Consider the following 22,296-nt stretch of genomic DNA (forward strand, 5'->3'; position numbering starts at 1 on the left):
GCAGCCCGCCACGTCAGCGCGTGATCGGCCCCGCGCCCGGCAGCGGATTGCCGAGCGCGTCGGTCGGCACGGCCTGCTGCTCGAACGCGGCGAAATACGCGGCCCACTGGGTATCGCTCACGCGCACGATCAGCGCGCCGTCCTGCCAGATGTCGTTGTGATCGTTGTGGTCGTCGCCCGCGCGGTGCAGGTAGTTCGAGCCGGTCGAGCCCTGGTTCATGTGCGTGTCGTGGATGCCGTTGCCTTCCGAATACGAACGGCCGAACACGACGACGTCGAGCCCCTGCGACTGCGCGGCGTTCACCAGCCGCAGCAGCGACGGGATCGGCTCCTGATTCTCCGTGCCGTCCATCACGGCGCTCGGGCGCCATGCGCCCGTTTCGTTCAGGATGTCGCTGCGCAGATAGTCGAGCGCGGGCAATGCCGCCTGCCCCGTCAGGTCCGTATAGCCTTCGGCGGCGGCCTCGAGCGTCTGCGTGATCGGGTGGTGGAAATCGTAGACGAGCTTGTAGTTCAGCAGGTCGTCCGCGTCGTTGGTGCCGACGTTGATCGCGACGTCCCAGTCGCCGCCGGGCAACGCCAGCGTCAGGTGGATGTGATACTGGATCTCGCTGCCGTGCGGCGAGCCTTTCAGCTTCGCCACCGATGTCACCTTCGCCTTCACGAAACCGTAGTCCAGACTCATGCGTGCTCTCCGTGTCCCGATGGGCCGCCGATGCTACGCGACCCGTGTGACGGTTGGCAGGCGACCGGCAACGGGCGGCCGCCCCATCGTTCCCGCGCCGCGTGCGCGGCGCAACAGTCGAATGGAGTCGCGCCCGCACGAACAAGTTCGACCGGAATCGCATGACACGAAAAAAAAGGCTGTCACGGCATCCCGTGACAGCCTTTCGAAAGCCCGTGTGCGACGCGGCCGGCCTCTGCCGTCGCGCGCCACCGGGCCCGCTCATTCACTCACTCATTCACCCAGGTACGCGGCACGCACCTTCGGATCGTCGAGCATCTGCTTCGCATCGCCTTCCATCGTGACCGTGCCCGAGTCCATCACGTAGCCACGGTCGGCCGCCTGCAGCGCGAGGCGCGCGTTCTGCTCGACGAGCAGCACCGTGATGCCCTCCTTCGAGATTTCACGCACCACTTCGAAGATCTTCTCGACCATGATCGGCGACAGGCCCATCGACGGTTCGTCGAGCAGCAGCAACTTCGGCTTCGAGAGAATCGCGCGCGACATCGCCAGCATCTGCTGCTCGCCGCCCGACAGCGTGCCCGCGAGCTGCGTCGCCCGCTCCTTCAGGCGCGGGAAGAAGCCGAACATGCGGTCGACGTCCTTCTTGATCTGCTCGTTGTCGTTGCGCAGGTACGCGCCCATCTGCATGTTCTCGACGATCGACATCCGCGCGAAGATCCCGCGGCCTTCCGGCACCATCGCGAGGCCGCGCTTGAGCAGCTCGTGCGACGGGATGCCCTTGATCGACTTGCCTTCGTACTCGATGTCGCCTGCCGAATACGCCTTGAGACCCGTGATCGCCTTCATCGTCGTGGTCTTGCCTGCGCCGTTCGCGCCGATCAGCGTCACGAGCTCGCCCTGACGGACTTCCATGTCAACGCCCTTGACGGCCTGGATGCCGCCGTAGTTGACCTGCAAGCCCTTGATTTTCAACATTGCCGCTGCCATCAGTGCACCCCTGCGCCGAGATATGCCTCAATCACCTTCGGATTCTTCTGCACGTCCTGCGGCAGACCTTCGGCGATCACCTTGCCGTAATCGAGCACCGTCATCCGGTTGCACAGCCCCATCACGAGCTTCACGTCGTGCTCGATCAGGAGAATCGTGCGGCCGTCCGAGCGGATCTTGTCGAGCAGGCGCGTGAGTTCGACCTTCTCGGTCGCGTTCATCCCGGCCGCCGGCTCGTCGAGCGCGAGCAGCTTCGGGTCGGTGGCCAGCGCGCGCGCGATCTCGAGACGGCGCTGGTGGCCGTACGACAGGTTGCGCGACGTATAGTCCGCGTACTGCAGCACGCCGACGTATTCGAGCAGCTCGATCGCGCGTTCCTTGATCTCGCGCTCCTCCTGGCGTTCGGCCGGCGTCTGGAACACCGCGCCGAGCAGCCCGTGCTTGGTACGCACGTGGCGGCCCACCATCACGTTCTCGAGGGCCGTCATCCCGCCGAACAGGCGGATGTTCTGGAACGTGCGCGCGATGCCCGTCTTCGCGACCTGATGCACCGCGGTCGGCTTGTATTCCGTGCCGTCGAGCTTGAACTCGCCGGAGTCCGGCGTGTAGAGGCCCGTGATCACGTTGAAGAACGTCGTCTTGCCGGCGCCGTTCGGGCCGATCAGGCCGTAGATCTCGCCTTCCCTGATCTGCAGACCGACGTCGGACAGCGCCTGCAGGCCGCCGAAGCGTTTGTTCACGCCCTGCACGGACAGTCGGATTTGTTTGTCGCTCATGTGTGTATCCCCTCGTCCGTAGGTTAAGCGCGCACCGGCTTCTTGCTGGCGCGCTTCGCCAGTTTCGCGATCTTGTCCTCATGCTTCGGCGCGGGCCACAGGCCTTCCGAGCGATACAGCATGATGACGACCATCGCGAGGCCGTACAGCGCCTGACGGATCACTTCCGTATCGACGATGTCATGACCGAACAGCGCGTGCTGCAGCGGGCTCATCGTCGAGCGCAGGAATTCCGGGAAGATCGCGAGCAGCACCGCGCCCAGGATCACGCCCGGGATGTGGCCCATGCCGCCAAGCACCACGCAGGCCAGCACGACGATCGATTCCCAGAACGTGAACGATTCCGGCGACACGAAGCCCTGGAACGAACCGAACATCGCACCCGACAGGCCGCCGAACGACGCGCCCATCGCGAATGCGAGCAGCTTCACGTTGCGGGTGTTGATGCCCATCGCCTTCGCCGCGATCTCGTCTTCACGGATCGCTGCCCATGCGCGGCCGATACGCGAGTGCTGCAGGCGCGTACACACCCAGATCACCAGCAGCGAGCACAGCACGAACAGGTAGTAGTACATGTAGACCGACGGCAGCTGGATCCCGAACAGCGAGTGCGTCTGCGCGAGGCTGAAGTCGCCGACGTGCACCGGATCGATGCCCGTGATCCCCTTCGGGCCGTTGGTGATGTTCACCGGACGGTCGAGGTTGTTCATGAAGATCCGGACGATTTCACCGAAACCGAGCGTCACGATCGCCAGGTAGTCGCCGCGCAGGCGCAGCGTCGGCGCGCCGAGCAGGATCCCGAAGGTCGCCGCCAGCGCCATCGCGATCGGCACGATGATCAGGAACGGGATGTGCAACCCGTTCGGCGCGAGCGCCGCGATCCACTCGAACTGCGAGGTCAGGTGCGGCGAGCTCAACAATGCCGCGGTGTACGCGCCCACCGCGTAGAACGCGATGTAACCCAGGTCGAGCAGGCCGGCGAAGCCGACCACCACGTTCAGGCCCAGCGCGAGCATCACGTACAGCATCGCGAAGTCGAGCACGCGGACCCAGTAGTTGCCGCCGGCCGAGCCGATGATGATCGGCGCCGCGATCACGAAGACCGCGGTCAGGAGGCCGATGATGACGGTCTTGGTGGTGTTGCGCTCTTCGACGAGCGACGTCGAGGATTCGATCGGTTGAATGGATGTCATGTTGTTTGCTCCCTTCCGTTACGCGCGATCCGCGACACGTTCACCCAGCAGGCCGGACGGACGGAACACCAGCACGATGATCAGCACGATGAAGGCGAACACGTCCTGGTAGTTACTGCCGAATACGCCGCCCGTGAGGTTGCCGATGTAGCCGGCCCCGAGCTGCTCGATCAGGCCGAGCAGCACGCCGCCGACCATCGCACCGCCGAGGTTGCCGATCCCGCCCAGCACCGCAGCGGTGAATGCCTTCATGCCGGGGATGAAGCCCATGTAGAAGTGCACGTTGCCGTATTCGGATGCGATCATCACGCCGGCCAGTGCGGCGAGCGCGGAGCCGATCATGAACGTCGCGGAGATCACGAAGTTCGGGTTCACGCCCATCAGGCTCGCGGTGTTCGGGCTTTCGGCGATCGCGCGCATCGCGCGGCCGAGCTTGGTCTTGTGCACGAGCAGCAGCAGGCCGCCCATCACGATGAACGCGACCGCGATGATCACGATTTCAGTCACCGAGATCACGGCGCCGGGCGTCGTATCGGTGGCCTTGATCACGTTGATCGGATCGGTCGGCAGCAATTGCGGGAACGGCAGCGGGTTGCGCGACCAGATGATCATCGCGGCGGTCTGCAGCAGGATCGACACGCCGATCGCGGTAATCAGCGGGGCGAGGCGCGGTGCGCGACGCAGCGGCCGGTAGGCGACCCGTTCGATCGTGAAGCCGACGAATGCACAGACGACTGCGGCGATGCCCAGGCCGATCGTCAGCGTCGCGACGTTGCCGAGTCCGGGGAAATGGTTCTGCAGCACGGTGATGGCCGACAGGGCGACCATCGCGCCGATCATCAGCACGTCGCCATGCGCGAAGTTGATGATGCCGAGAATGCCGTACACCATCGTGTAGCCCAACGCGATGATGGCGTAGACACTGCCGAGCACCAGCCCGTTGAGAACCTGCTGGACGAAAATATCCATTTAAAGCTCCTTGGCCCGTGCTGCCGGAGGACGTTGCGCCCCGCGGGTAAGCGAGGAATCGCGCCTTCTCGGCGACACTGCGGGTACTAGTCGATACCGGTAAGGGTGGATCGTCCCGGCGCGCGCCGCCCGGCCTGTACGGCCGGACCTGCCGCCGGAGCGGATACAAAAACGGCACCGCACTGTTCCGGTGCCGTCATGAGTCCCGTCGCTAAATCGTCACGACATCGAGGACGGTGTTCGTGGCCTCCTTGAAGTCGTAGGGCAGCATGCCGAGACGGCCATCGTCCGGTTGCCCGGCATCCGTGCCTTTTCCCGTCCGGTGCGAGGCAAGCCCCGCACCCGGGCGGATCGGATTCCGTGCCACGCTGCCTCGCAAGGCACCGCGAACGCCGCGCCCGACATTCGTCAGGACTGCGTCGGAATCCATCGTACGAACCAGACCGCGCGCCGCGACATCATTGCTCGCGGCAACGCGCTGTTTCGTCGAATCGAAATGAAAGGGGACCGGCGACATCGGCACGCTGCCCGCATCGCCGGGCACCCTGGCCGGCCTGCGTCGATCGGCGCGCACGGTCGCTGTCACGCCACGACCGGCGGCCTGCTGTGCTGCAACCTGCGTGCCCGCTGCCTGGCCGTTCGCCAGGCCAAGCGCGTTGATTTCCTCGATCGCCAAACGTGCCCCGTTTTCCTTGTCCTTGCCCAATTGCGCGGTGCGGCCCACGATCGGTGCCGCACGACCGGTTCCGGCGACGCGCACGCCGCTGGCCGGCGGTGCCGCGAACGCCGCAGCCTCCCTCCCCGCCTCGTCGTCGCTCTTTTTGCTGCAGCCGGCAAGCATTGCAACCGGTGCGGCGACGGACATGGCGTAAGCCAACTTCACATGCATTGAGTGGTCTCCCGCGCCTTGCCAAAATCCGATTTCAAAGCCATTCAGGCCTGAAAACGGGCGCATTGTAACTCCATTTATAGGACGCCAATAATCCTGATTCGATGGGGTTTTCCTGCATTGCAACCAATTTTGAGAGACGCTTGGAAGCGCGCAGAGCAACCTGGTTGCACAATTGATCCGAATAATGGTTGCGATTGCGATTTCGACAGGCAAAAAAAAGCGCGCCGCAAGGCGCGCTTCGGTGTTCCGCAGGTGCGATGCGGCAATCAGGCAGCGGGCGGCAGGTTCAACCCGCGCGGCAGCGGAAACGACACGTTTTCCTCGATGCCGTCGAGCGCGCGCACATTGCGCACACCGAGTTCGCGCAGTCGCGCGATCACGGCCTGGGCGAGCACTTCGGGGGCCGACGCGCCGGCCGTCACGCCGATGCGACGCTTGCCTGCGACCCATGCCGGATCGATCTGGTCGGGTGCATCGACCATGTACGCGTCCACGCCGCGCTTCTCGGCCACTTCACGCAGGCGGCTCGAATTCGAGCTGTTCGGGCTGCCGACGACGATCACGACATCGCACTGCGGCGCCATGAACTTCACGGCGTCCTGGCGGTTCTGCGTCGCGTAGCAGATGTCCTGCTTCTTCGGCTCGCGGATCTTCGGATACTTGGCCTTCAACGCGCCGATGATCTCCGCTGCGTCGTCGACGGACAGCGTCGTCTGCGTGACGAGCGCGATGCGTTCGGGATCGGCGAGCTCGAGCTTCTGCACGTCCTCGACGCTCTCGACGAGATGCATGCCGCGCTCGACCTGCCCCATCGTGCCTTCGACTTCCGGATGGCCCTTGTGCCCGATCATGACGATGTCGACGCCGTCCTGGCGCATCTTCGCCACTTCGACGTGCACCTTCGTGACGAGCGGGCAGGTTGCGTCGTAAATGCGCAACCCGCGCACGTCGGCCTCGTCGCGCACGGCCTTCGACACGCCGTGCGCGCTGAAGATCACGGTATTGCCGGCCGGCACTTCCTCGAGTTCCTCGACGAAGATCGCGCCTTTCTTCTTCAGATCCTCGACCACGTACTTGTTGTGGACGATCTCGTGACGGACGTAGATCGGCGCACCGTGCATCGCGATGGCGCGCTCGACGATCTCGATCGCGCGATCAACGCCCGCGCAGAAACCGCGCGGCTGGGCCAGCAGGATTTCGGCATCGGCGGCGACGGTCTGCCCGGACAGTGTATCGGTGGTGCTCATGATTACAGGATTCCGATGATTTTCACTTCGAACGTGAGCGCTTGGCCCGCGAGCGGATGATTGAAGTCGAACAGTGCCGAGGTTTCGCTGACTTCCTTCAGCACCCCCGCGTATCGGCCGCCGTCCGGTGCGTTGAACTCGATCAGTTCGCCCGGCGTGAAATCGTCGCCGACCATCCCGTTCTCGCGCAGCGTCGACAGCGTCACGCGCTGGAGCATGTCGGGATTGCGGGGACCGAACCCCTGCTCGGGGGCTAGCTGAAAAGTCGAATGGTCGCCGACCCTGAGGCCGATCAGAATCTGTTCCAGCGACGGCGCCAGTTGCCCCGCGCCGAGCAGCAGCGTGGCCGGCTTGTCGGTGAAGGTGTTGACGATATCGGCGCCGTCGGCCAGTGCCAGCCGGTAATGCAACGTGACGTGGGAACCGGGCTTCACTTCGGATAGATCGATGAGGCTCATGAATTACTCGTTCAGTCGGCGCCCGATACGGCCGAACGGCCCGGCGCAAAACCAATATTGTAAGTCACCTGAGCGCGCAAGGCGGAAAGTGCGACGACGTCGCGCACACCGCCCGCCGCCAATGGAGTTTCAAGCATGCTGTCACCCTGCCCAGCCTTGCCGTCCGTCGAATGCCGCGACAGCACCGATCTGCCGGCCGATCCGCCCGGCCGCGTCATCCCGATCCACCGGCGCAAGCGCCGCCTGCGCGGCTGGCGGCCCGAGCGGCCACGCGAGCGATTGCTGGAGCGCGGGCCGGCGGCGCTGACCGACGACGAACTGGTCGCCCTGCTGCTCGGCACGGGCAAGCCCGGGCACGACGTGTTCACCACCGCCCGCGCACTGGTCAAGCAGTTCAAGTCGTTGCACGGACTGCTCGAGGCGACCACCGACGATTTCGAGGCGCACCCCGGCATCGGCCCCGCGCGCTCCGCGCGGCTGGTTGCCGTCATCGAGATCGCGCGTCGCATGCTGAAGGAGAAAGCGCACGAGAAGAAGCCGATCGATTCACCCAGCGCGGTCGAGGACTATCTGCGGCTGAAGATCGGCGCGCGTCCGTACGAAGTGTTCGCCGCGGTCTACCTCGACGCGCGCCACGGCCTGATCGACATGGAGGAAATCACCCGCGGCTCGCTGACGCGCATGGCCGTCTACCCGCGCGAGATCGTGCGCCGCGCGATGGCATACAACGCCGCGGCCCTGATCGTCGCCCACAATCATCCGTCGGGCGCGGTGCAGCCGAGCGCGGAAGATCGCCGCCTGACCCGCGTGCTGCACGACGCGCTCGCGCTCGTCGATGTCAGGCTGCTCGATCACGTCGTGATCGGCACCAGTGATACTTTTTCGTTCGCACGGGCCGGTTGGATGTAGACTGTGCGGTTGCGGCCCGCCCAAGGGCGCCGCAACGGTGATGCGAAATTAGGTTTGATTTTTCTGAACTTTTTCTGCTAGAATCGCCGTCTGTCTTTTTTCCAACCAGTTCTAGCCATCGAAGGGCCTTGTCTGTAAGGGCTTCGGCGTTCTGAGTGCAGCCATGGATCACGTGGCGGTACGATGGAACCTTCATCGGCGATCGAACCCCGAATTTAGCGTATTAGGAGTGCTCTCATGGCACGCGTATGCCAAGTAACTGGGAAAGCGCCGATGAGCGGCAACAACGTTTCCCACGCCAACAACAAGACCAAGCGTCGCTTCCTGCCGAACCTGCAAAACCGCCGGTTCTGGGTTGAGAGCGAAAACCGCTGGGTGCGCCTGCGCGTCTCGAACGCCGGCCTGCGCCTGATCGACAAGAACGGCATCGATTCCGTGCTCGCTGACCTGCGCGCACGCGGCGAAGCCTAAGCCCAAGGAGCACAATCATGGCAAAAGGCGCACGCGACAAGATCAAGCTTGAGTCGACCGCTGGTACGGGTCACTTCTACACGACCACGAAGAACAAGCGCAACATGCCGGAAAAGATGGCGATCAAGAAGTTCGATCCCGTCGTCCGCAAGCATGTGGAATACAAAGAAACCAAGATCAAGTAATCTCCGGTTTCTGCCAGCCTGACGGCGACCGAAAAGCCCCGCACATGCGGGGCTTTTTGTTTTGCGCGCACGCTCCGGCGCGACGCGGTATGCTCTCCCCTTTCCGCGGCCACGGCCGCCGGAACGCACAAGATCAAAAGCGTAACGATGGAGATGCAGCATGAAATTCGACGTGGCGATCGTCGGCAGCGGCCTGGCAGGGCTGTCGGTCGCACTCAACCTGGCCAGCACGCGACGTGTCGCGCTGATCGCGAAACGGTCGATGATGGAGGGCGCGAGCGATAACGCGCAAGGCGGCATCGCGGCAGTCCTCGATTCGGCGGACAGCATCGAGAACCACGTCGACGACACGCTGGTCGCCGGTGGCGGCTTGTGCGACGAAGGCGCGACGCGCTATATCGTCGAGCACGGCCGCGAAGCAATCGAATGGCTGATCTCGCAGGGCGTGCCGTTCACGAAGGACGACGCGGCCGAGCTCGGCTTCCATCTCACGCGTGAAGGCGGCCACAGCCACCGCCGGATCATCCACGCGGCCGACGCGACCGGCCATGCGGTGCTCGCCACGCTGTCGGCGCGTGCGCGCCAGCATCCGAACATCACGTTCTTCGAAAACCACCACGCGATCGACCTGATCACGTCGGACCGGCTCGGCCTGCCCGGCCGCCGCTGTCACGGCCTGTACGCGCTCGACGTCGACAACGACCGCACGATCACGATCGAGGCGCCGCATACGGTGCTCGCAACGGGCGGCGCCGGCAAGGTCTACCTGTACACGACGAACCCCGACACCGCGACCGGCGACGGCATCGCGATGGCGTGGCGTGCGGGCTGCCGCGTGTCGAACATGGAATTCATCCAGTTCCACCCGACCTGCCTGTTCCATCCGTACGCGAAGTCGTTCCTGATTTCCGAAGCCGTGCGCGGCGAAGGCGGCCTGTTGAAGCTGCCCGACGGCACGCGCTTCATGCCCGCACACGATCCGCGCGCCGAACTCGCGCCGCGCGACATCGTTGCGCGCGCGATCGACTTCGAGATCAAGAAGCGCGGGATCGACTGCGTGTATCTCGACATCAGCCACCAGCCGGAAGCGTTCCTGCGCGAACACTTCCCGACGATCCACGCGCGCTGCCTCGAATTCGGCATCGACATCGCGAAAGAGCCGATTCCCGTCGTGCCAGCCGCACACTACACGTGCGGCGGCGTCGTCACCGATCTCGCCGGGCGCACCGATCTCGCGGGCCTGTATGCGGTCGGCGAAACGTCGTACACGGGGCTTCACGGCGCGAACCGGCTCGCGAGCAACTCGCTGCTCGAATGTCTCGTGATCGGTCGTGCCGCGGCCGAAGCGATCGAGGCAGCCGGCTTCGATGCCGAAACGCCGGCCACGCTACCCGCATGGGATGAAAGCCGCGTATCGGATGCGGACGAGGAAGTCGTCGTTGCGCACAACTGGGACGAGCTGCGCCGCCTGATGTGGAACTACGTCGGCATCGTGCGCACCGACAAGCGCCTCGAACGCGCGAAGCACCGGCTGTCGCTGCTGCGTGACGAGATCCAGGAGTACTACGCGAACTTCCGCGTGACGCGCGACCTGCTCGAACTGCGCAACCTCGTCGACGTGGCGACGCTGATCGTGAAGAGCGCGCACTCGCGCCGCGAAAGCCGCGGGCTGCACTACAGCCGCGACTGGCCGAACTCGCTGCCGAAGGCGCTGCCGAGCGTGCTCACGCCGCGCGCGCGTCGCTGAGCGGCACGCCCTTCCCGGCTGCGGTCGCACAGGAAAAAAGCCGTTGGCGTTTGCGCGCCAACGGCTTTTTTGTCTGATCGAACGCGTTCGGTCAGTCGACGATCCGCATCGAATAGTCCGTCGCGCGCACGTCCTTCGTCAGCGCGCCGATCGAGATACGGTCGACCCCCGTTTCCGCGAACGCACGCACTGTCTCGAAATTGACGCCGCCCGACACTTCGAGCACGGCCTTGCCGTTCGCCACACGCACCGCTTCACGCATCATGTCGAGCGTGAAGTTGTCGAGCAGCACCGACTGCGCGCGATGTGCGAGCGCCGTATCGAGTTGTGCAAGCGTCTCGACTTCGACCTGCACGGGCACGCCCGACTCCAGCGCAAATGCCGCGTCGAGCGCCTCGCCGACACCGCCTGCCGCCGCGATGTGGTTTTCCTTGATCAGGATACCGTCGTACAACGCGAGACGCTGGTTCTCGCCGCCGCCGACACGCACCGCGTACTTCTGCGCGAGCCGCAGGCCCGGCAGCGTCTTGCGCGTATCGAGGATCTTCGCGCGCGTGCCTTCGACGCGATCGACGTAACGACGCGTCGCGGTCGCGACGCCCGACAGCAACTGCAGGAAGTTCAGCCCGTTGCGCTCGGCCGTCAGCAGCGCGCGCGCCGGCCCTTGGAGTTCGCAGACGGTCGAATCGGGCGACATCCGGTCACCTTCGCGATAGCGCCATTGCACGACGATCGACGGATCGATCCGGGCAATCACGGCCTCGAACCACGGCACGCCGCACAGCACGGCTTCCTCGCGCACGATGATGCGTGCACGGCGACGTCCGCCGGCCGGTACGAGCCGCCCGGTCTGGTCGCCGGTGCCGACGTCTTCCGCGATCGCATCGGCCACGTTGCGCGCGATCGCATCGTCGAATGCCGTGCCGTATTGCTCGCGGACGATGTTGAACAGCGGGGATACTGCGGAACTGGTCATGCAGCCCCCACGTTCGCGAACAGTTGCTGGTCACGCTGCAGATCGCCGCTCGCCTGCACGCGCTTCTTGTGCGCGGCCGCGAAATCGAGCATCCGGTCGATCGGAAGGCGTGCGCGCTCGCCGATCGCGGGATCGACGAAGATCTCGTTGTGACCGCGCTCGAGCACGTCGGCGAGGTTCGCGAGGCCGTTCATTGCCATCCACGGGCAGTGAGCGCAACTCTTGCAGGTAGCGCTGTTGCCGGCCGTCGGCGCGGCGATGAAGGTCTTGCCGGGCGCCGCAAGCTGCATCTTGTGCAGGATGCCGAGATCGGTCGCGACGATGAAGTGCGTCGCGTCGAACTTGACCGCCGCATCGATCAGCTGCGTGGTCGAGCCGACCACATCGGCCTGCGCGACGACGTTTTCCGGCGATTCGGGGTGGACGAGCACCTTCGCGTCCGGATACTCGGCGCGCAGCAGGTCGAGCTCGATGCCCTTGAATTCGTCGTGAACGAGGCACGAGCCTTGCCACAGCAGCATGTCCGCGCCGGTTTTCTTCTGGATGTAGCTGCCAAGATGGCGATCCGGCGCCCAGATGATCTTCTCGCCGCGTGCATGCAGGTCGGCCACGATCTCGAGGCCGATCGACGACGTGACCATCCAGTCCGCGCGCGCCTTCACGGCAGCGCTGGTATTTGCGTAGACGACGACGGTACGGTCGGGATGTGCATCGCAGAACGCCGAGAATTCGTCGACGGGGCAGCCGAGGTCAAGCGAGCAGGTCGCATCGAGATCGGGCATCAGGATGCGTTTGTTCGGGCTCAGGATCTTCGCGGTCTCGCCCATGAAGCGCACGCCGGCGACGACCAGCGTCTGCGCGTCGTGGTCACGGCCGAAGCGGGCCATTTCGAGCGAATCGGCGACACAGCCGCCGGTTTCGTCGGCGAGCTCCTGCAGCTCGGCGTCGACGTAGTAGTGCGCGACCAGCACGGCCTTTTCACGCACGAGCAATGCCTTGATGCGCGCTTTCAGCGCGGCCCGCTCTTCGGCGGACGGTGCATCGGGCACCTTGGCCCATGCCTGCCCCACGCCGCATACGGTCCCTGCTGCAACGGGCCGGTCGTACTCGACGGGTTTGATCGTCGATTGCATCTCCATATCTCCTGTCGATCAGAGTTAGCGCTTTAGCGCTTACTCTGATCCCATGCTTCGCGGTCGACCAGCGTTAGCGCTTCAGCACTTACGCTGATCCTATGCTTCGCGGTCAACCAGCGTTAGCGCTTCAGCACTTACGCTGATCCCATGCTTTGCGGTCGATCAGCGTTAGCGCTTCGGCGCCCACTCCGATCCTAGCCCTGGAACAACACTTCCACGCTGCCCCAAGCCTCATACCAATCCGGCCCTGCCGAACACCGTTCAAAAACTGCCGGACCAAATAAAAAACCCCGCCAACGCGGGGTTTTTGACGTCCTTAGATTCTAATCGATTTCGAATCAGGCGTAGCGGCGCAGGCGCGTCGCGAATTCCTGCAGCGCCTTGATGCCGCTTTGTTCTGCGCGATGGCACCAATCCTGCAATTGCGCGAGAAGCTGTTCGCGCGATGCGGTCGAACGATCCCAGATCGCAGCGAGATCCTGGCGCAGCTGGAAATAGGTTTGCAGCTTCTGGCTGTTCGCGAAGATTTCCGGCAGCAGCTTCTTCTGCGGCTCGTCGAGGCCGTCGGCGTCCTTGTGGAACCACTTGCGCGCGCCGCGCATCATCTGGTACTTCTCGCCGCCGATTTCCTTCAGGTGCGCGAGCTCCTGGCGGTACGCACGCTTCACGGCCTTGCCGTAGCGCGCCATCACCTCGTAGCGGTTCGACAGCACGGCCTGCAGCGTTTCCTGGTCGAGCACCGTCTTCGGCTTGTTCAGGCGCGGCGTCGGCGCGACCTTCTTCACCTTCGCGAGACCGAATGCCGACATGATGCGGATGTACATCCAGCCGATGTCGAACTCGTACCACTTGTTCGACAGCTTCGCCGACGTCGCGAACGTGTGGTGGTTGTTATGCAGCTCTTCGCCGCCGATCACGATGCCCCACGGGAACAGGTTCGTGCTCGCGTCGGCCGAGTTGAAGTTGCGATAGCCCCAGAAGTGACCGAAGCCGTTGACGACGCCAGCCGCCCAGAACGGAATCCAGACCATCTGCACGGCCCACACGGTCAGGCCGAGCACGCCGAACAGCGCGACGTCGATCACCATCATCATGCTGATGCCGAGGATCGGGTACTTCGAGTAGACGTTGCGCTCGAGCCAGTCGTTCGGCGTGCCGTGGCTGAACTTGCGCATCGTCTCTTCGTTCTTCGCTTCCGCGCGATACAGCTCGGCGCCCTCGAGGAATACCTTCCAGATGCCGCGCGTCTGCGGGCTGTGCGGATCTTCCTCGGTCTCGCACTTCGCGTGGTGCTTGCGGTGAATCGCCGCCCACTGGCCGGTCAGCATGCCGGTGGTCATCCACAGCCAGAAGCGGAAGAAGTGGCTCGCGATCGGATGCAGCTCCAGTGCGCGGTGCGCCTGGCAGCGGTGCAGGTAGACGGTCACGCCGATGATCGTGACGTGCGTGACGGCGAGCGCGAACAATGCGACTTGCCACCACGAAAAATGCAGGAGCCCGTGGGAAAGAAAATCGAGCACAGAATTCAACAAGGCAGTTACCCGTGATGAGAGCGACGCCACGCTGGCGTCAGAAGAATGAAAGCATACCGCGTGTAGACCAGAATTTTACTTCAACCGTTCCAAGTCTTTGTAAAAAATGAATATTTTCTTGCCCTGACGCAATCCGCGCGGTCCATGCGCGGACTGGGAAAGGCCCGCGATCCGGTTTCGACCGCGGGATCGGTACGAATGACCGCCCGCGCCCGCTACGCCGCCGGCGCGTGCCCGTCCAGCGCACCGTTGGCCGCTGCCGCGTCCGCCGCGGGAAACCCGTCCGGCAACCCGACCACGCGCACTTCGCGCTGCGGGAACGGAATCGAGATCCCGTGCTCACTGAACAGGCGCCAGATGTTGCGGTTCACGCTCGAACGCACGCCGGACGTGCCTTTCGCCGAATCCTCGATCCAGAAGCCGAGCTCCAGGTCGATCCCGTCCGCGCCGAAACTCACGAGGTACGGAGTCGGCGCGGGCTCGGCCAGCACGCGCGGCACACCCTTGGCCGCATCGGCGAGCAGCGCGAGCGCCTGCTCGACATCACTCGTGTAGGCGACCTGCACGGCGACCTTCGCATAGCCGCGCGTCAGGTACGACGACTGGTTCTGCACGACGTCGGTGATCAGCTTTTCGTTCGGGATCAGCGTCTCGTTGCCGTCGAGGCCGCGCACGACCGTGTAGCGCGTGCGGATCTGCGTGACGACGCCTTGCAGGCCGCCGACGCTGATCGCATCGCCGAGCCGCAGCGAGCGGTCGAGCAGGATGATGAAGCCCGACACGTAGTTGCTGGCGATCTTCTGCAGCCCGAAACCGAGGCCGACACCCACCGCGCCGCCGAACACGCCGAGCACGGTCACGTCGATGCCGACCAGCGACAGCCCGATCAGGATCGCCGCGAACACGAGCAACGCGCGGCCGACCCGCGACAGCACGACCTTCAGGTTCGCGTCGAGCGCGGTCGCGCGCGTGAGGCGATCCTCGAGCACCGAGCCGAGCCACATCGCGACCATCAGCGTCACGCACACCCACAGCGCGCCGGAGATCACCGACAGCAGCGTGAGATGCGCATTGGCGACACGGAACTGCACGCTGTCGAGCCAGCCGAGCACGTCACGCTGAATGCCGAGCACGGTCAGCACCATCGCGGCCCACACGACGGTCGACACGATTTTCTCGACGATCGACAGCCATGCATGCGTGTGGCCGTCGCGCGCAAATACGCGCCGCGCAAAGAAGAACAGCACGTAGATCAGCCCGATGCCGAACAGCGGCACGAGCGCGAGCGACAGCAGCGACGTCGACATGAACGGGTCGAACGCGAGCTGCGCGCCGCCCACGAACACGCTGCCGAACAACGGGAACAACGCGCGCTTCAGGCTTTGCGCGCCCGCGCCGGGCGCACGTCCGGCCGCCCGGCGGCGCGCGTCGATCCGGCCGTGCACGACGCGCGCGGCCACCCATGCGAAGCACAGCGCGCCGATGAGGATCGCCGCCTGCCAGATCATCACCGGCTGGTGGAAATCGTCGATGACCGATGCCAGCCGGTGCGACAGCAAGCGGCTCTGCAGATTCTCCATCGTCCGTCCGGCCCGCCGTTACTGCGCAGCGCGCCGTTCGAGCACCGCGGCGAAGAAGCCGTCGGTCGCGTGACGGTGCGGCCACAGCGACAGGTAGTCGCCCGTCTCGAGCTCGATGCGCTGGTCGTCCAGCACCTTCTGCGCCGGGACCAGCACGAAGTCGGGATGGTCGGCCAGGAACTGTTCGACGATGCGTTCGTTCTCGGCGTCGAGCACGCTGCAGGTCGCGTAGACGAGCCGGCCGCCCTTCTTCACCAGGCGCGCGGCGCTCGCGAGGATTGACGCCTGCTTCGGCGTCAGCTCGTCGATCGCGGTACGCGTCTGGCGCCACTTCAGGTCCGGATTGCGGCGCAGCGTGCCGAGGCCGCTGCACGGCGCATCGACCAGCACGCGGTCGATCTTGCCGGCGAGCCGCTTGATCTTCGCGTCGTGTTCGCTGTCGATCAGCACGGGGTTCACGTTCGACAGCCCGCTGCGCGCGAGGCGCGGCTTCAGCTTCGCCAGGCGCTTTTCCGACACGTCGAACGCGTAGAGGCGCCCGGTCGAGCGCATCATCGCGCCCAGCGCGAGCGTCTTGCCGCCCGCGCCCGCGCAGAAATCGACGACCATCTCGCCGCGGCGCGGCGCGACCAGCGAGCACAGCAGCTGGCTGCCTTCGTCCTGCACCTCGATCGCGCCTTCCTCGAACAGCTTCAGGCGCGTCAGCGCCGGCTTGCCGACCACGCGCACGCCGAACGGCGCGAACGGCGTCGCGCCCGCATCGATGCCTTCCGCGCGCAACCCGTCGATGACCTGATCACGGCTGGCCTTCTGCGCATTGGCACGCAGGTCGAGCGGCGCCGGGTAGTTCAGCGCGGCCGCGAGCTGCGCGAGCTCGTCGGCGTCGAAACGGGCCGACAATGCCTGGTGGATCCAGTCGGGCAGGTTCGTGCGGATGCGCACCGGCAGGCTCGCCGGATCGATCTTCGACACGTGCTCGAGCCATGCGGACTCGGTGTCGGACAGGAACGGCTTCAGCGCATTGCGGCCAGCCGTCTGCATCAGGCCGAGCAGCGTGAGGCGCCGCGCAGGCGTGCCCGTGCCGCTCTCGGCGAGGTGCGAAAACTCCATCTTGCGGCGCAGCACCGCGAACACGGCCTCGGCGATCACGCCGCGCTCGGCATGCCCGAGCTTCGGATGCGCGCGGAAGAACCGGCTCGTCGTCGCATCGGCGGGGCCGGCGAACTTCAGCACCTCGGCCAGCAAAGTCTCGGTCTGGCCGATCAGGAATCCGTGCAGTTTCATACGCCCTCACTCGTTTCGGTATGCGGTTGATCCGCGAAAATCCAGCGCGCCTCTTCCGGCGCCACCACTGCACGGCCGTTCTCGAGGCGCAGGCGCCCCTCGATGAACCAGCGCACCGCGCGCGGATACAGCACATGCTCGACCGTCAGCACACGCTGCGCGAGCGCGGCCGCGTCGTCGCCCGCGCGCACGGGCACCGCACCCTGCGCGACGATCGCGCCGCTGTCCAGCTCGGGAATCACGAAGTGCACGCTCGCGCCATGCAGCGCGACACCCGCGTCGAGCGCCTGCTGGTGCGTGTGGATGCCCTTGAAGCTCGGCAGCAGCGACGGATGGATGTTCAGCAGCCGGCCTTCGTATCGTCTGACGAATGTGGGCGTGAGGATGCGCATGAAGCCGGCGAGGACCACGAGATCGGGCGCGAATCGGTCGATCTCGGCGGCGAGCGCCGCGTCGAAGCTGTCGCGGCCGTCGAACGACCGGTGGTCGACCACCGCCGTCGCCACCCCGTGCGACGCGGCAAATGCCAGGCCGGCCGCGTCGGGCCGGTTGGCGATCACGGCCGCAACTTCGGCCGGCCAGCGTTCCTGCGCGCACGCGCGGACGATGGCCTCCATGTTGCTGCCGCGACCGGAAATCAGGATCACGAGTTTTTTCATCCGCGAATTTTACCATTCGCCCCCGCGTTTCCCCCCCTTCTCGGCCGCCGGCCCGCCCGAACGTTTATAATCTTCTGCTTTGCGGCATCCCACCGCCCATTCCCCGACGCTGCATCCGCTATCGTGAAAGTCTTCCGCGGCCTGCCCAACGCCGAGAGCCGCGCCCCGTGCGCGCTGACGATCGGCAACTTCGACGGTGTCCATCGCGGCCACCAGGCCCTGCTCGCGCGCGTGCGCGCGGCAGCGGACGCGCGCGGCCTGCCCGTGTGCGTGATGACGTTCGAACCGCACCCGCGCGAATTCTTCAACCCGGCCGGCGCGCCGCCGCGCATCGCGATGCTGCGCGACAAGCTCGAGGCGCTGCGCGATCACGGCGTCGACCGCGTGGTCGTCGAGCACTTCAACCACACGTTCGCGAGCCAGTCGCCGCAGGCGTTCGTCGAACGCACGCTGGTGAACGGGCTGCACACGCGCTGGATGATGGTCGGCGACGATTTCTGCTACGGCGCGAAACGCGCGGGCACCTTCGACACGCTGCAGGCGGCCGGCGCGCAGTACGGCTTCGAGGTCGAGCAGATGGGTACCGTGGCCGGCAGCGACGGCACACGCATCTCGAGCTCGGGCGTGCGCGCCGCGCTCGCGGCCGGCGATCTCGATGCGGCCGCGCAAGCGCTCGGCCATGGCTATGCGATCAGCGGCCACGTCGCGCACGGGCTGAAGCTCGGCCGCGACCTCGGCTTCCCGACGCTGAACCTGCCGATCGCACACAAGCGGCCGGCGCTCGCGGGCATCTTCGTCGTGCAGGTGCACGGCCTCGGCCCCGCCCCGCTGCCGGGCGTCGCGAGCCTCGGCCTGCGCCCGACCGTCGACGATTCGGGCCGCGTGCTGCTCGAAGTCCACCTGCTCGACTGGCACGGCGACGCGTACGGCAAGCTCATCCGCGTCGAATTCCTGCAGAAGCTGCGCGACGAGGCGAAATTCGACGATCTCGAGGCGCTGTCGCGCGCGATCGCGCTGGACGTCGCGAATGCGCGTGCGTACTTCATCGAGCGCGACCGCGCGCCGGGCAGCCGCGCCACGGGCTTCGCGACGTCGGCCACCGACCGAATTAGCTGATCCGGACGGCGGCGCCCCGCGCCGCACCCTCGCGCCGCTCAGTCGCGCGCATACCCGATTCACGACGCTCGCGCGTCCCCCGAGATTTAGATAGCGATCCCATCATGAGCAACAAGAAAGCCGATTCGAAACCGCAGGCCAAGTATCCGGTCAACCTGCTCGACACGCCGTTCCCGATGCGCGGCGACCTGCCCAAGCGCGAGCCGCAGTGGGTCAAGGAATGGGAAGAGCGCGGCATCTACGAGAAGATCCGCGCGGCCAGCGCCGGCCGGCCGAAGTTCATCCTGCACGACGGCCCGCCGTACGCGAACGGCGACATCCACCTCGGCCACGCCGTCAACAAGATCCTGAAGGACATCGTCGTCAAGTCGCGCAACATGGCCGGCTTCGACGCGCCGTACGTGCCGGGCTGGGATTGCCACGGGATGCCGATCGAAATCCAGATCGAGAAGCAGTTCGGCAAGTCGCTGCCGGCGGCCGACGTGATGAGCAAGGCGCGCACGTACGCGACCGAGCAGATCGAGAAGCAGAAGGTCGGCTTCAAGCGCCTCGGCGTGCTCGGCGACTGGGCCAACCCGTACAAGACGATGAACTTCGTCAACGAGGCGGAAGAGATCCGCGCGCTCGGCAAGATCATCGAGAAGGGCTACGTGTATCGCGGGCTGAAGCCGGTGAACTGGTGCTTCGACTGCGGCTCGGCGCTCGCGGAAGCGGAAGTCGAGTACAAGGACCGCACCGATCCGACGATCGACGTGATGTTCGCGTTCGCGGAACCGGAAAAGACCGCGCAGGCGTTCGGCCTGCCGGCCCTGCCGCGCGCGGAAGGCGGCATCGTGATCTGGACCACCACGCCGTGGACGATCCCCGCGAACCAGGCGCTGAACCTCCATCCGGAAATCGTCTACGCGCTGGTCGACACCGAGCGCGGGCTGCTGATCATCGCGGAAGAGCGCGTCGAAGCCTGCATGACCGACTTCAAGCTGACCGGCCGCGTCGTGGCGACCGCGCCGGGCGTGAAGCTCGCGGGCCTGCGCTTCCACCACCCGCTCGCGTCGGCTCACCCCGGCTACAAGCGCACCGCACCCGTGTACCTCGGCGACTACGTGACGACCGACACGGGTACCGGCGTCGTGCACTCGTCACCCGCGTACGGTATCGAGGACTTCGTGTCGTGCAAGGCGCACGGGATGACCGACTCGGACATCATCAACCCGGTGATGGGCGACGGCCGCTACATCGAATCGCTGCCGCTGTTCGGCGGCCTGTCGATCTGGGACGCAAACCCGAAGGTCGTCGACGCGCTGAACGCGGCCGGCTCGCTGCTGCGCAGCGAGCACTACAAGCACAGCTACATGCACTGCTGGCGCCACAAGACGGCGATCATCTACCGCGCGACGTCGCAGTGGTTCGCCGGCATGGACGTGACGCCGCGCGACGGCGGCAAGACGCTGCGCGAAACCGCGCTAGAAGGCATCGACGCCACCGCGTTCTACCCGTCGTGGGGCAAGCAGCGCCTGTTCAGCATGATCGCGAACCGTCCCGACTGGACGCTGTCGCGCCAGCGCCAGTGGGGCGTGCCGATGGCGTTCTTCGTGCACAAGGAAACCGGCGAGCTGCATCCGCGCACGCTCGAGCTGCTCGAGGAAGTCGCGAAACGCGTCGAGCAGTCGGGCATCGAGGCGTGGCAGACGCTCGATCCGCGCGAGCTGATCGGCGACGACGCGAACCTGTACGAAAAGAACCGCGACACGCTCGACGTGTGGTTCGATTCGGGCACGACGCACTGGCACGTGCTGCGCGGCTCGCACAAGGATCAGCTGCAGTTCCCGGCCGACCTCTACCTCGAAGGCTCGGACCAGCACCGCGGCTGGTTCCACTCGTCGCTGCTCACGGCGTCGATGATCGACGGCCGCGCGCCGTACAAGGGCCTGCTCACGCACGGCTTCACGGTCGACGGCGAAGGCCGCAAGATGAGCAAGTCGCTCGGCAACGGCATCGACCCGCACGAAGTCGCGAACCGTCTCGGCGCGGAAATCATCCGTCTGTGGATCGCCTCGACCGACTACTCGGGCGAGCTCGCGATCTCCGAGGAAATCCTGAAGCGCGTGACCGAAGGCTATCGCCGCATCCGCAACACGCTGCGCTTCCTGCTCGCGAACCTGTCAGACTTCGACTTCGCGCAGCACGCCGTGCCGGTCGACGAATGGCTCGAGATCGACCGCTATGCGGTCGCGTTCTCGCAGCAGCTGCAGACGGAGCTGCTCGGCCACTACGAGAAGTACGAATTCCACCCGGTCGTCGCGAAGCTGCAGACGTACTGCTCGGAAGATCTCGGCGGCTTCTACCTCGACGTGCTGAAGGACCGCCTGTACACGAGCGCGGCCGATTCGCGCGCACGCCGCTCCGCGCAGACGGCGCTGTACCACCTGACGCACGGCCTGCTGCGCGTGCTCGCACCGTTCCTGTCGTTCACGGCGGAAGAAGCGTGGAAGGTGTTCCAGCCGGCCAGCGACACGATCTTCACGGAAACCTACTACGCGTATCCGGAAGTCGACGGCTCGGCCGCGCTGATCGAGAAGTGGGCGCTGCTGCGCGAGGTGCGCGGCAACGTGACGAAGGCGCTCGAGGAGGCACGCACCGCGAACCGCATCGGTTCGTCGCTGCAGGCCGAAGTCGCGGTGCACGCGAGCGGCGCGCGCTACGACGCGCTCACGAGCCTCGGCGACGATCTGAAGTTCGTGCTGATCACGTCGGCCGCGACGGTCGTCAAGGTCGACGACGAAGCGCAGGAAAGCGTCGACGTGGCTGCGTCGAAGTACCAGAAGTGCGAGCGCTGCTGGCACTACCGTGAAGATGTCGGCGCGCATGCCGATCATCCGACGCTGTGCGGCCGCTGCTTCTCCAACCTGTTCGAAAACGGCGAAATCCGGAGCGCTGCTTAACTATGGCGAAAACCCTGTCGAAACCGGCCAGCGGCGCGCTCGCGCCCTGGCTCGGCATTTCGCTGATCGTGATCCTGTTCGACCAGCTGTCGAAGATCGCGATCCTGAAGACGTTCGCGTACGGCGCGCAGCACGAGCTGACGTCGTTCTTCAACCTCGTGCTGGTGTACAACCGCGGCGCCGCGTTCGGCTTCCTGTCGACCGCCGGCGGCTGGCAGCGCTGGGCGTTCACCGCGCTCGGCATCGCCGCGACGCTCGTGATCTGCTTCCTGCTGAAGCGTCACGGCCAGCAGCGGCTGTTCAGCCTGTCGCTCGCCATGATCCTCGGCGGCGCACTCGGCAACGTGATCGACCGGCTCGTCTACGGCCACGTGATCGACTTCCTCGATTTCCATCTCGGCGCCTGGCACTTCCCGGCGTTCAACCTCGCCGATTCCGCGATCACGGTCGGCGCGGTGCTGCTGATCTACGACGAACTGCGTCGCGTGCGCGGCTCGCGCTAAGCGCGCATACTCGGCGTCGACGGCCGGCTTCGCGCCGGCCGTTCCG

General features: G+C 65.6%; 22 protein-coding genes. 7 read left to right on the forward strand and 15 right to left on the reverse strand.

Annotated features, from left to right (window positions below; translation table 11 throughout):
* Positions 1–13: 13 nt before the first annotated feature.
* The 9 genes from CFB50_RS13900 to CFB50_RS39985 all read right to left on the reverse strand — a co-directional run bounded on the left by CFB50_RS13900 (position 14) and on the right by CFB50_RS39985 (position 7,347).
* Positions 14–685: a DUF2278 family protein gene (locus CFB50_RS13900; protein ID WP_089446262.1), complete on the reverse strand. Its 672-nt coding sequence runs from the start codon at positions 683–685 to the stop codon at positions 14–16.
* A 273-nt stretch (positions 686–958) separates the two neighbouring features.
* Positions 959–1,675: an ABC transporter ATP-binding protein gene (locus CFB50_RS13905; protein ID WP_069248651.1), complete on the reverse strand. Its 717-nt coding sequence runs from the start codon at positions 1,673–1,675 to the stop codon at positions 959–961.
* On the reverse strand, positions 1,675–2,451 hold the full coding sequence (locus CFB50_RS13910; protein ID WP_069248652.1) for an ABC transporter ATP-binding protein: 777 nt from the start codon (positions 2,449–2,451) through the stop codon (positions 1,675–1,677). Before CFB50_RS13910 ends, CFB50_RS13905 begins: the two co-directional genes overlap by 1 nt.
* Before the next feature lie 23 nt (positions 2,452–2,474).
* Positions 2,475–3,644 carry an ABC transporter permease subunit gene (locus CFB50_RS13915; RefSeq protein WP_069248653.1) on the reverse strand — a complete coding sequence of 390 codons (1,170 nt, stop codon included), beginning with the start codon at positions 3,642–3,644 and terminating at the stop codon, positions 2,475–2,477.
* A gap of 18 nt (positions 3,645–3,662) precedes the next feature.
* Positions 3,663–4,613, reverse strand: a complete 951-nt coding sequence (locus CFB50_RS13920) for a branched-chain amino acid ABC transporter permease (protein WP_006488946.1) — start codon at positions 4,611–4,613, stop codon at positions 3,663–3,665.
* A 211-nt stretch (positions 4,614–4,824) separates the two neighbouring features.
* Entirely contained in the window at positions 4,825–5,568 is a 744-nt protein-coding gene (locus CFB50_RS13925) for an amino acid-binding protein (protein ID WP_179254191.1), read from the reverse strand.
* 203 nt (positions 5,569–5,771) lie between these two features.
* Positions 5,772–6,752, reverse strand: a complete 981-nt coding sequence (gene ispH / locus CFB50_RS13930; RefSeq protein ID WP_011352949.1) for a 4-hydroxy-3-methylbut-2-enyl diphosphate reductase — start codon at positions 6,750–6,752, stop codon at positions 5,772–5,774.
* 2 nt (positions 6,753–6,754) lie between these two features.
* Positions 6,755–7,210, reverse strand: a complete 456-nt coding sequence (locus CFB50_RS13935; protein ID WP_046544593.1) for an FKBP-type peptidyl-prolyl cis-trans isomerase — start codon at positions 7,208–7,210, stop codon at positions 6,755–6,757.
* A gap of 11 nt (positions 7,211–7,221) precedes the next feature.
* On the reverse strand, positions 7,222–7,347 hold the full coding sequence (locus CFB50_RS39985) for a hypothetical protein (RefSeq protein ID WP_256979042.1): 126 nt from the start codon (positions 7,345–7,347) through the stop codon (positions 7,222–7,224).
* Between CFB50_RS39985 and radC the strand changes: the two genes are divergently transcribed.
* From radC to nadB, 4 genes are all read left to right on the forward strand, one after another.
* On the forward strand, positions 7,346–8,119 hold the full coding sequence (radC, locus tag CFB50_RS13940) for a RadC family protein (protein ID WP_069248655.1): 774 nt from the start codon (positions 7,346–7,348) through the stop codon (positions 8,117–8,119). The genes CFB50_RS39985 and radC overlap by 2 nt on opposite strands.
* A 237-nt stretch (positions 8,120–8,356) precedes the next feature.
* Entirely contained in the window at positions 8,357–8,590 is a 234-nt protein-coding gene (gene rpmB, locus CFB50_RS13945) for a 50S ribosomal protein L28 (RefSeq protein WP_004186391.1), read from the forward strand.
* A gap of 17 nt (positions 8,591–8,607) precedes the next feature.
* Entirely contained in the window at positions 8,608–8,775 is a 168-nt protein-coding gene (rpmG, locus tag CFB50_RS13950) for a 50S ribosomal protein L33 (RefSeq protein WP_006478046.1), read from the forward strand.
* Between the two features lie 160 nt (positions 8,776–8,935).
* Entirely contained in the window at positions 8,936–10,522 is a 1,587-nt protein-coding gene (gene nadB, locus CFB50_RS13955; protein ID WP_046544591.1) for an L-aspartate oxidase, read from the forward strand.
* Between the two features lie 91 nt (positions 10,523–10,613).
* Here nadB and nadC read toward each other — a convergent pair whose 3' ends face one another.
* From nadC to purN, 6 genes are all read right to left on the reverse strand, one after another.
* A complete protein-coding gene (gene nadC / locus CFB50_RS13960; RefSeq protein ID WP_089446264.1) occupies positions 10,614–11,498 on the reverse strand; it encodes a carboxylating nicotinate-nucleotide diphosphorylase in 885 nt (294 codons plus the stop codon).
* A complete protein-coding gene (nadA, locus tag CFB50_RS13965; RefSeq protein ID WP_059816346.1) occupies positions 11,495–12,631 on the reverse strand; it encodes a quinolinate synthase NadA in 1,137 nt (378 codons plus the stop codon). The genes nadC and nadA overlap by 4 nt, the downstream gene beginning before the upstream one ends.
* Before the next feature lie 341 nt (positions 12,632–12,972).
* Entirely contained in the window at positions 12,973–14,166 is a 1,194-nt protein-coding gene (locus CFB50_RS13970) for a DesA family fatty acid desaturase (protein WP_069248656.1), read from the reverse strand.
* 215 nt (positions 14,167–14,381) lie between these two features.
* Positions 14,382–15,746, reverse strand: a complete 1,365-nt coding sequence (locus CFB50_RS13975; protein WP_089446265.1) for a mechanosensitive ion channel family protein — start codon at positions 15,744–15,746, stop codon at positions 14,382–14,384.
* A gap of 18 nt (positions 15,747–15,764) precedes the next feature.
* A complete protein-coding gene (locus tag CFB50_RS13980; RefSeq protein ID WP_089446266.1) occupies positions 15,765–17,030 on the reverse strand; it encodes an RsmB/NOP family class I SAM-dependent RNA methyltransferase in 1,266 nt (421 codons plus the stop codon).
* Entirely contained in the window at positions 17,027–17,689 is a 663-nt protein-coding gene (purN, locus tag CFB50_RS13985) for a phosphoribosylglycinamide formyltransferase (RefSeq protein ID WP_089446267.1), read from the reverse strand. The genes CFB50_RS13980 and purN overlap by 4 nt, the downstream gene beginning before the upstream one ends.
* Positions 17,690–17,812: 123 nt before the next feature.
* Here purN and CFB50_RS13990 point away from each other — a divergent pair, with 123 nt between their 5' ends.
* The 3 genes from CFB50_RS13990 to lspA all read left to right on the forward strand — a co-directional run bounded on the left by CFB50_RS13990 (position 17,813) and on the right by lspA (position 22,250).
* A complete protein-coding gene (locus tag CFB50_RS13990) occupies positions 17,813–18,805 on the forward strand; it encodes a bifunctional riboflavin kinase/FAD synthetase (RefSeq protein ID WP_089446268.1) in 993 nt (330 codons plus the stop codon).
* Between the two features lie 104 nt (positions 18,806–18,909).
* Complete coding sequence (gene ileS, locus CFB50_RS13995) at positions 18,910–21,747, forward strand: isoleucine--tRNA ligase (protein WP_089446269.1); 2,838 nt, start codon at positions 18,910–18,912, stop codon at positions 21,745–21,747.
* 2 nt (positions 21,748–21,749) lie between these two features.
* Complete coding sequence (gene lspA, locus CFB50_RS14000; RefSeq protein ID WP_069248662.1) at positions 21,750–22,250, forward strand: signal peptidase II; 501 nt, start codon at positions 21,750–21,752, stop codon at positions 22,248–22,250.
* Positions 22,251–22,296 lie beyond the last annotated feature (46 nt).

This window comes from Burkholderia sp. AU33423 (assembly GCF_002223135.1).
GTDB lineage: Bacteria > Pseudomonadota > Gammaproteobacteria > Burkholderiales > Burkholderiaceae > Burkholderia > Burkholderia lata_D.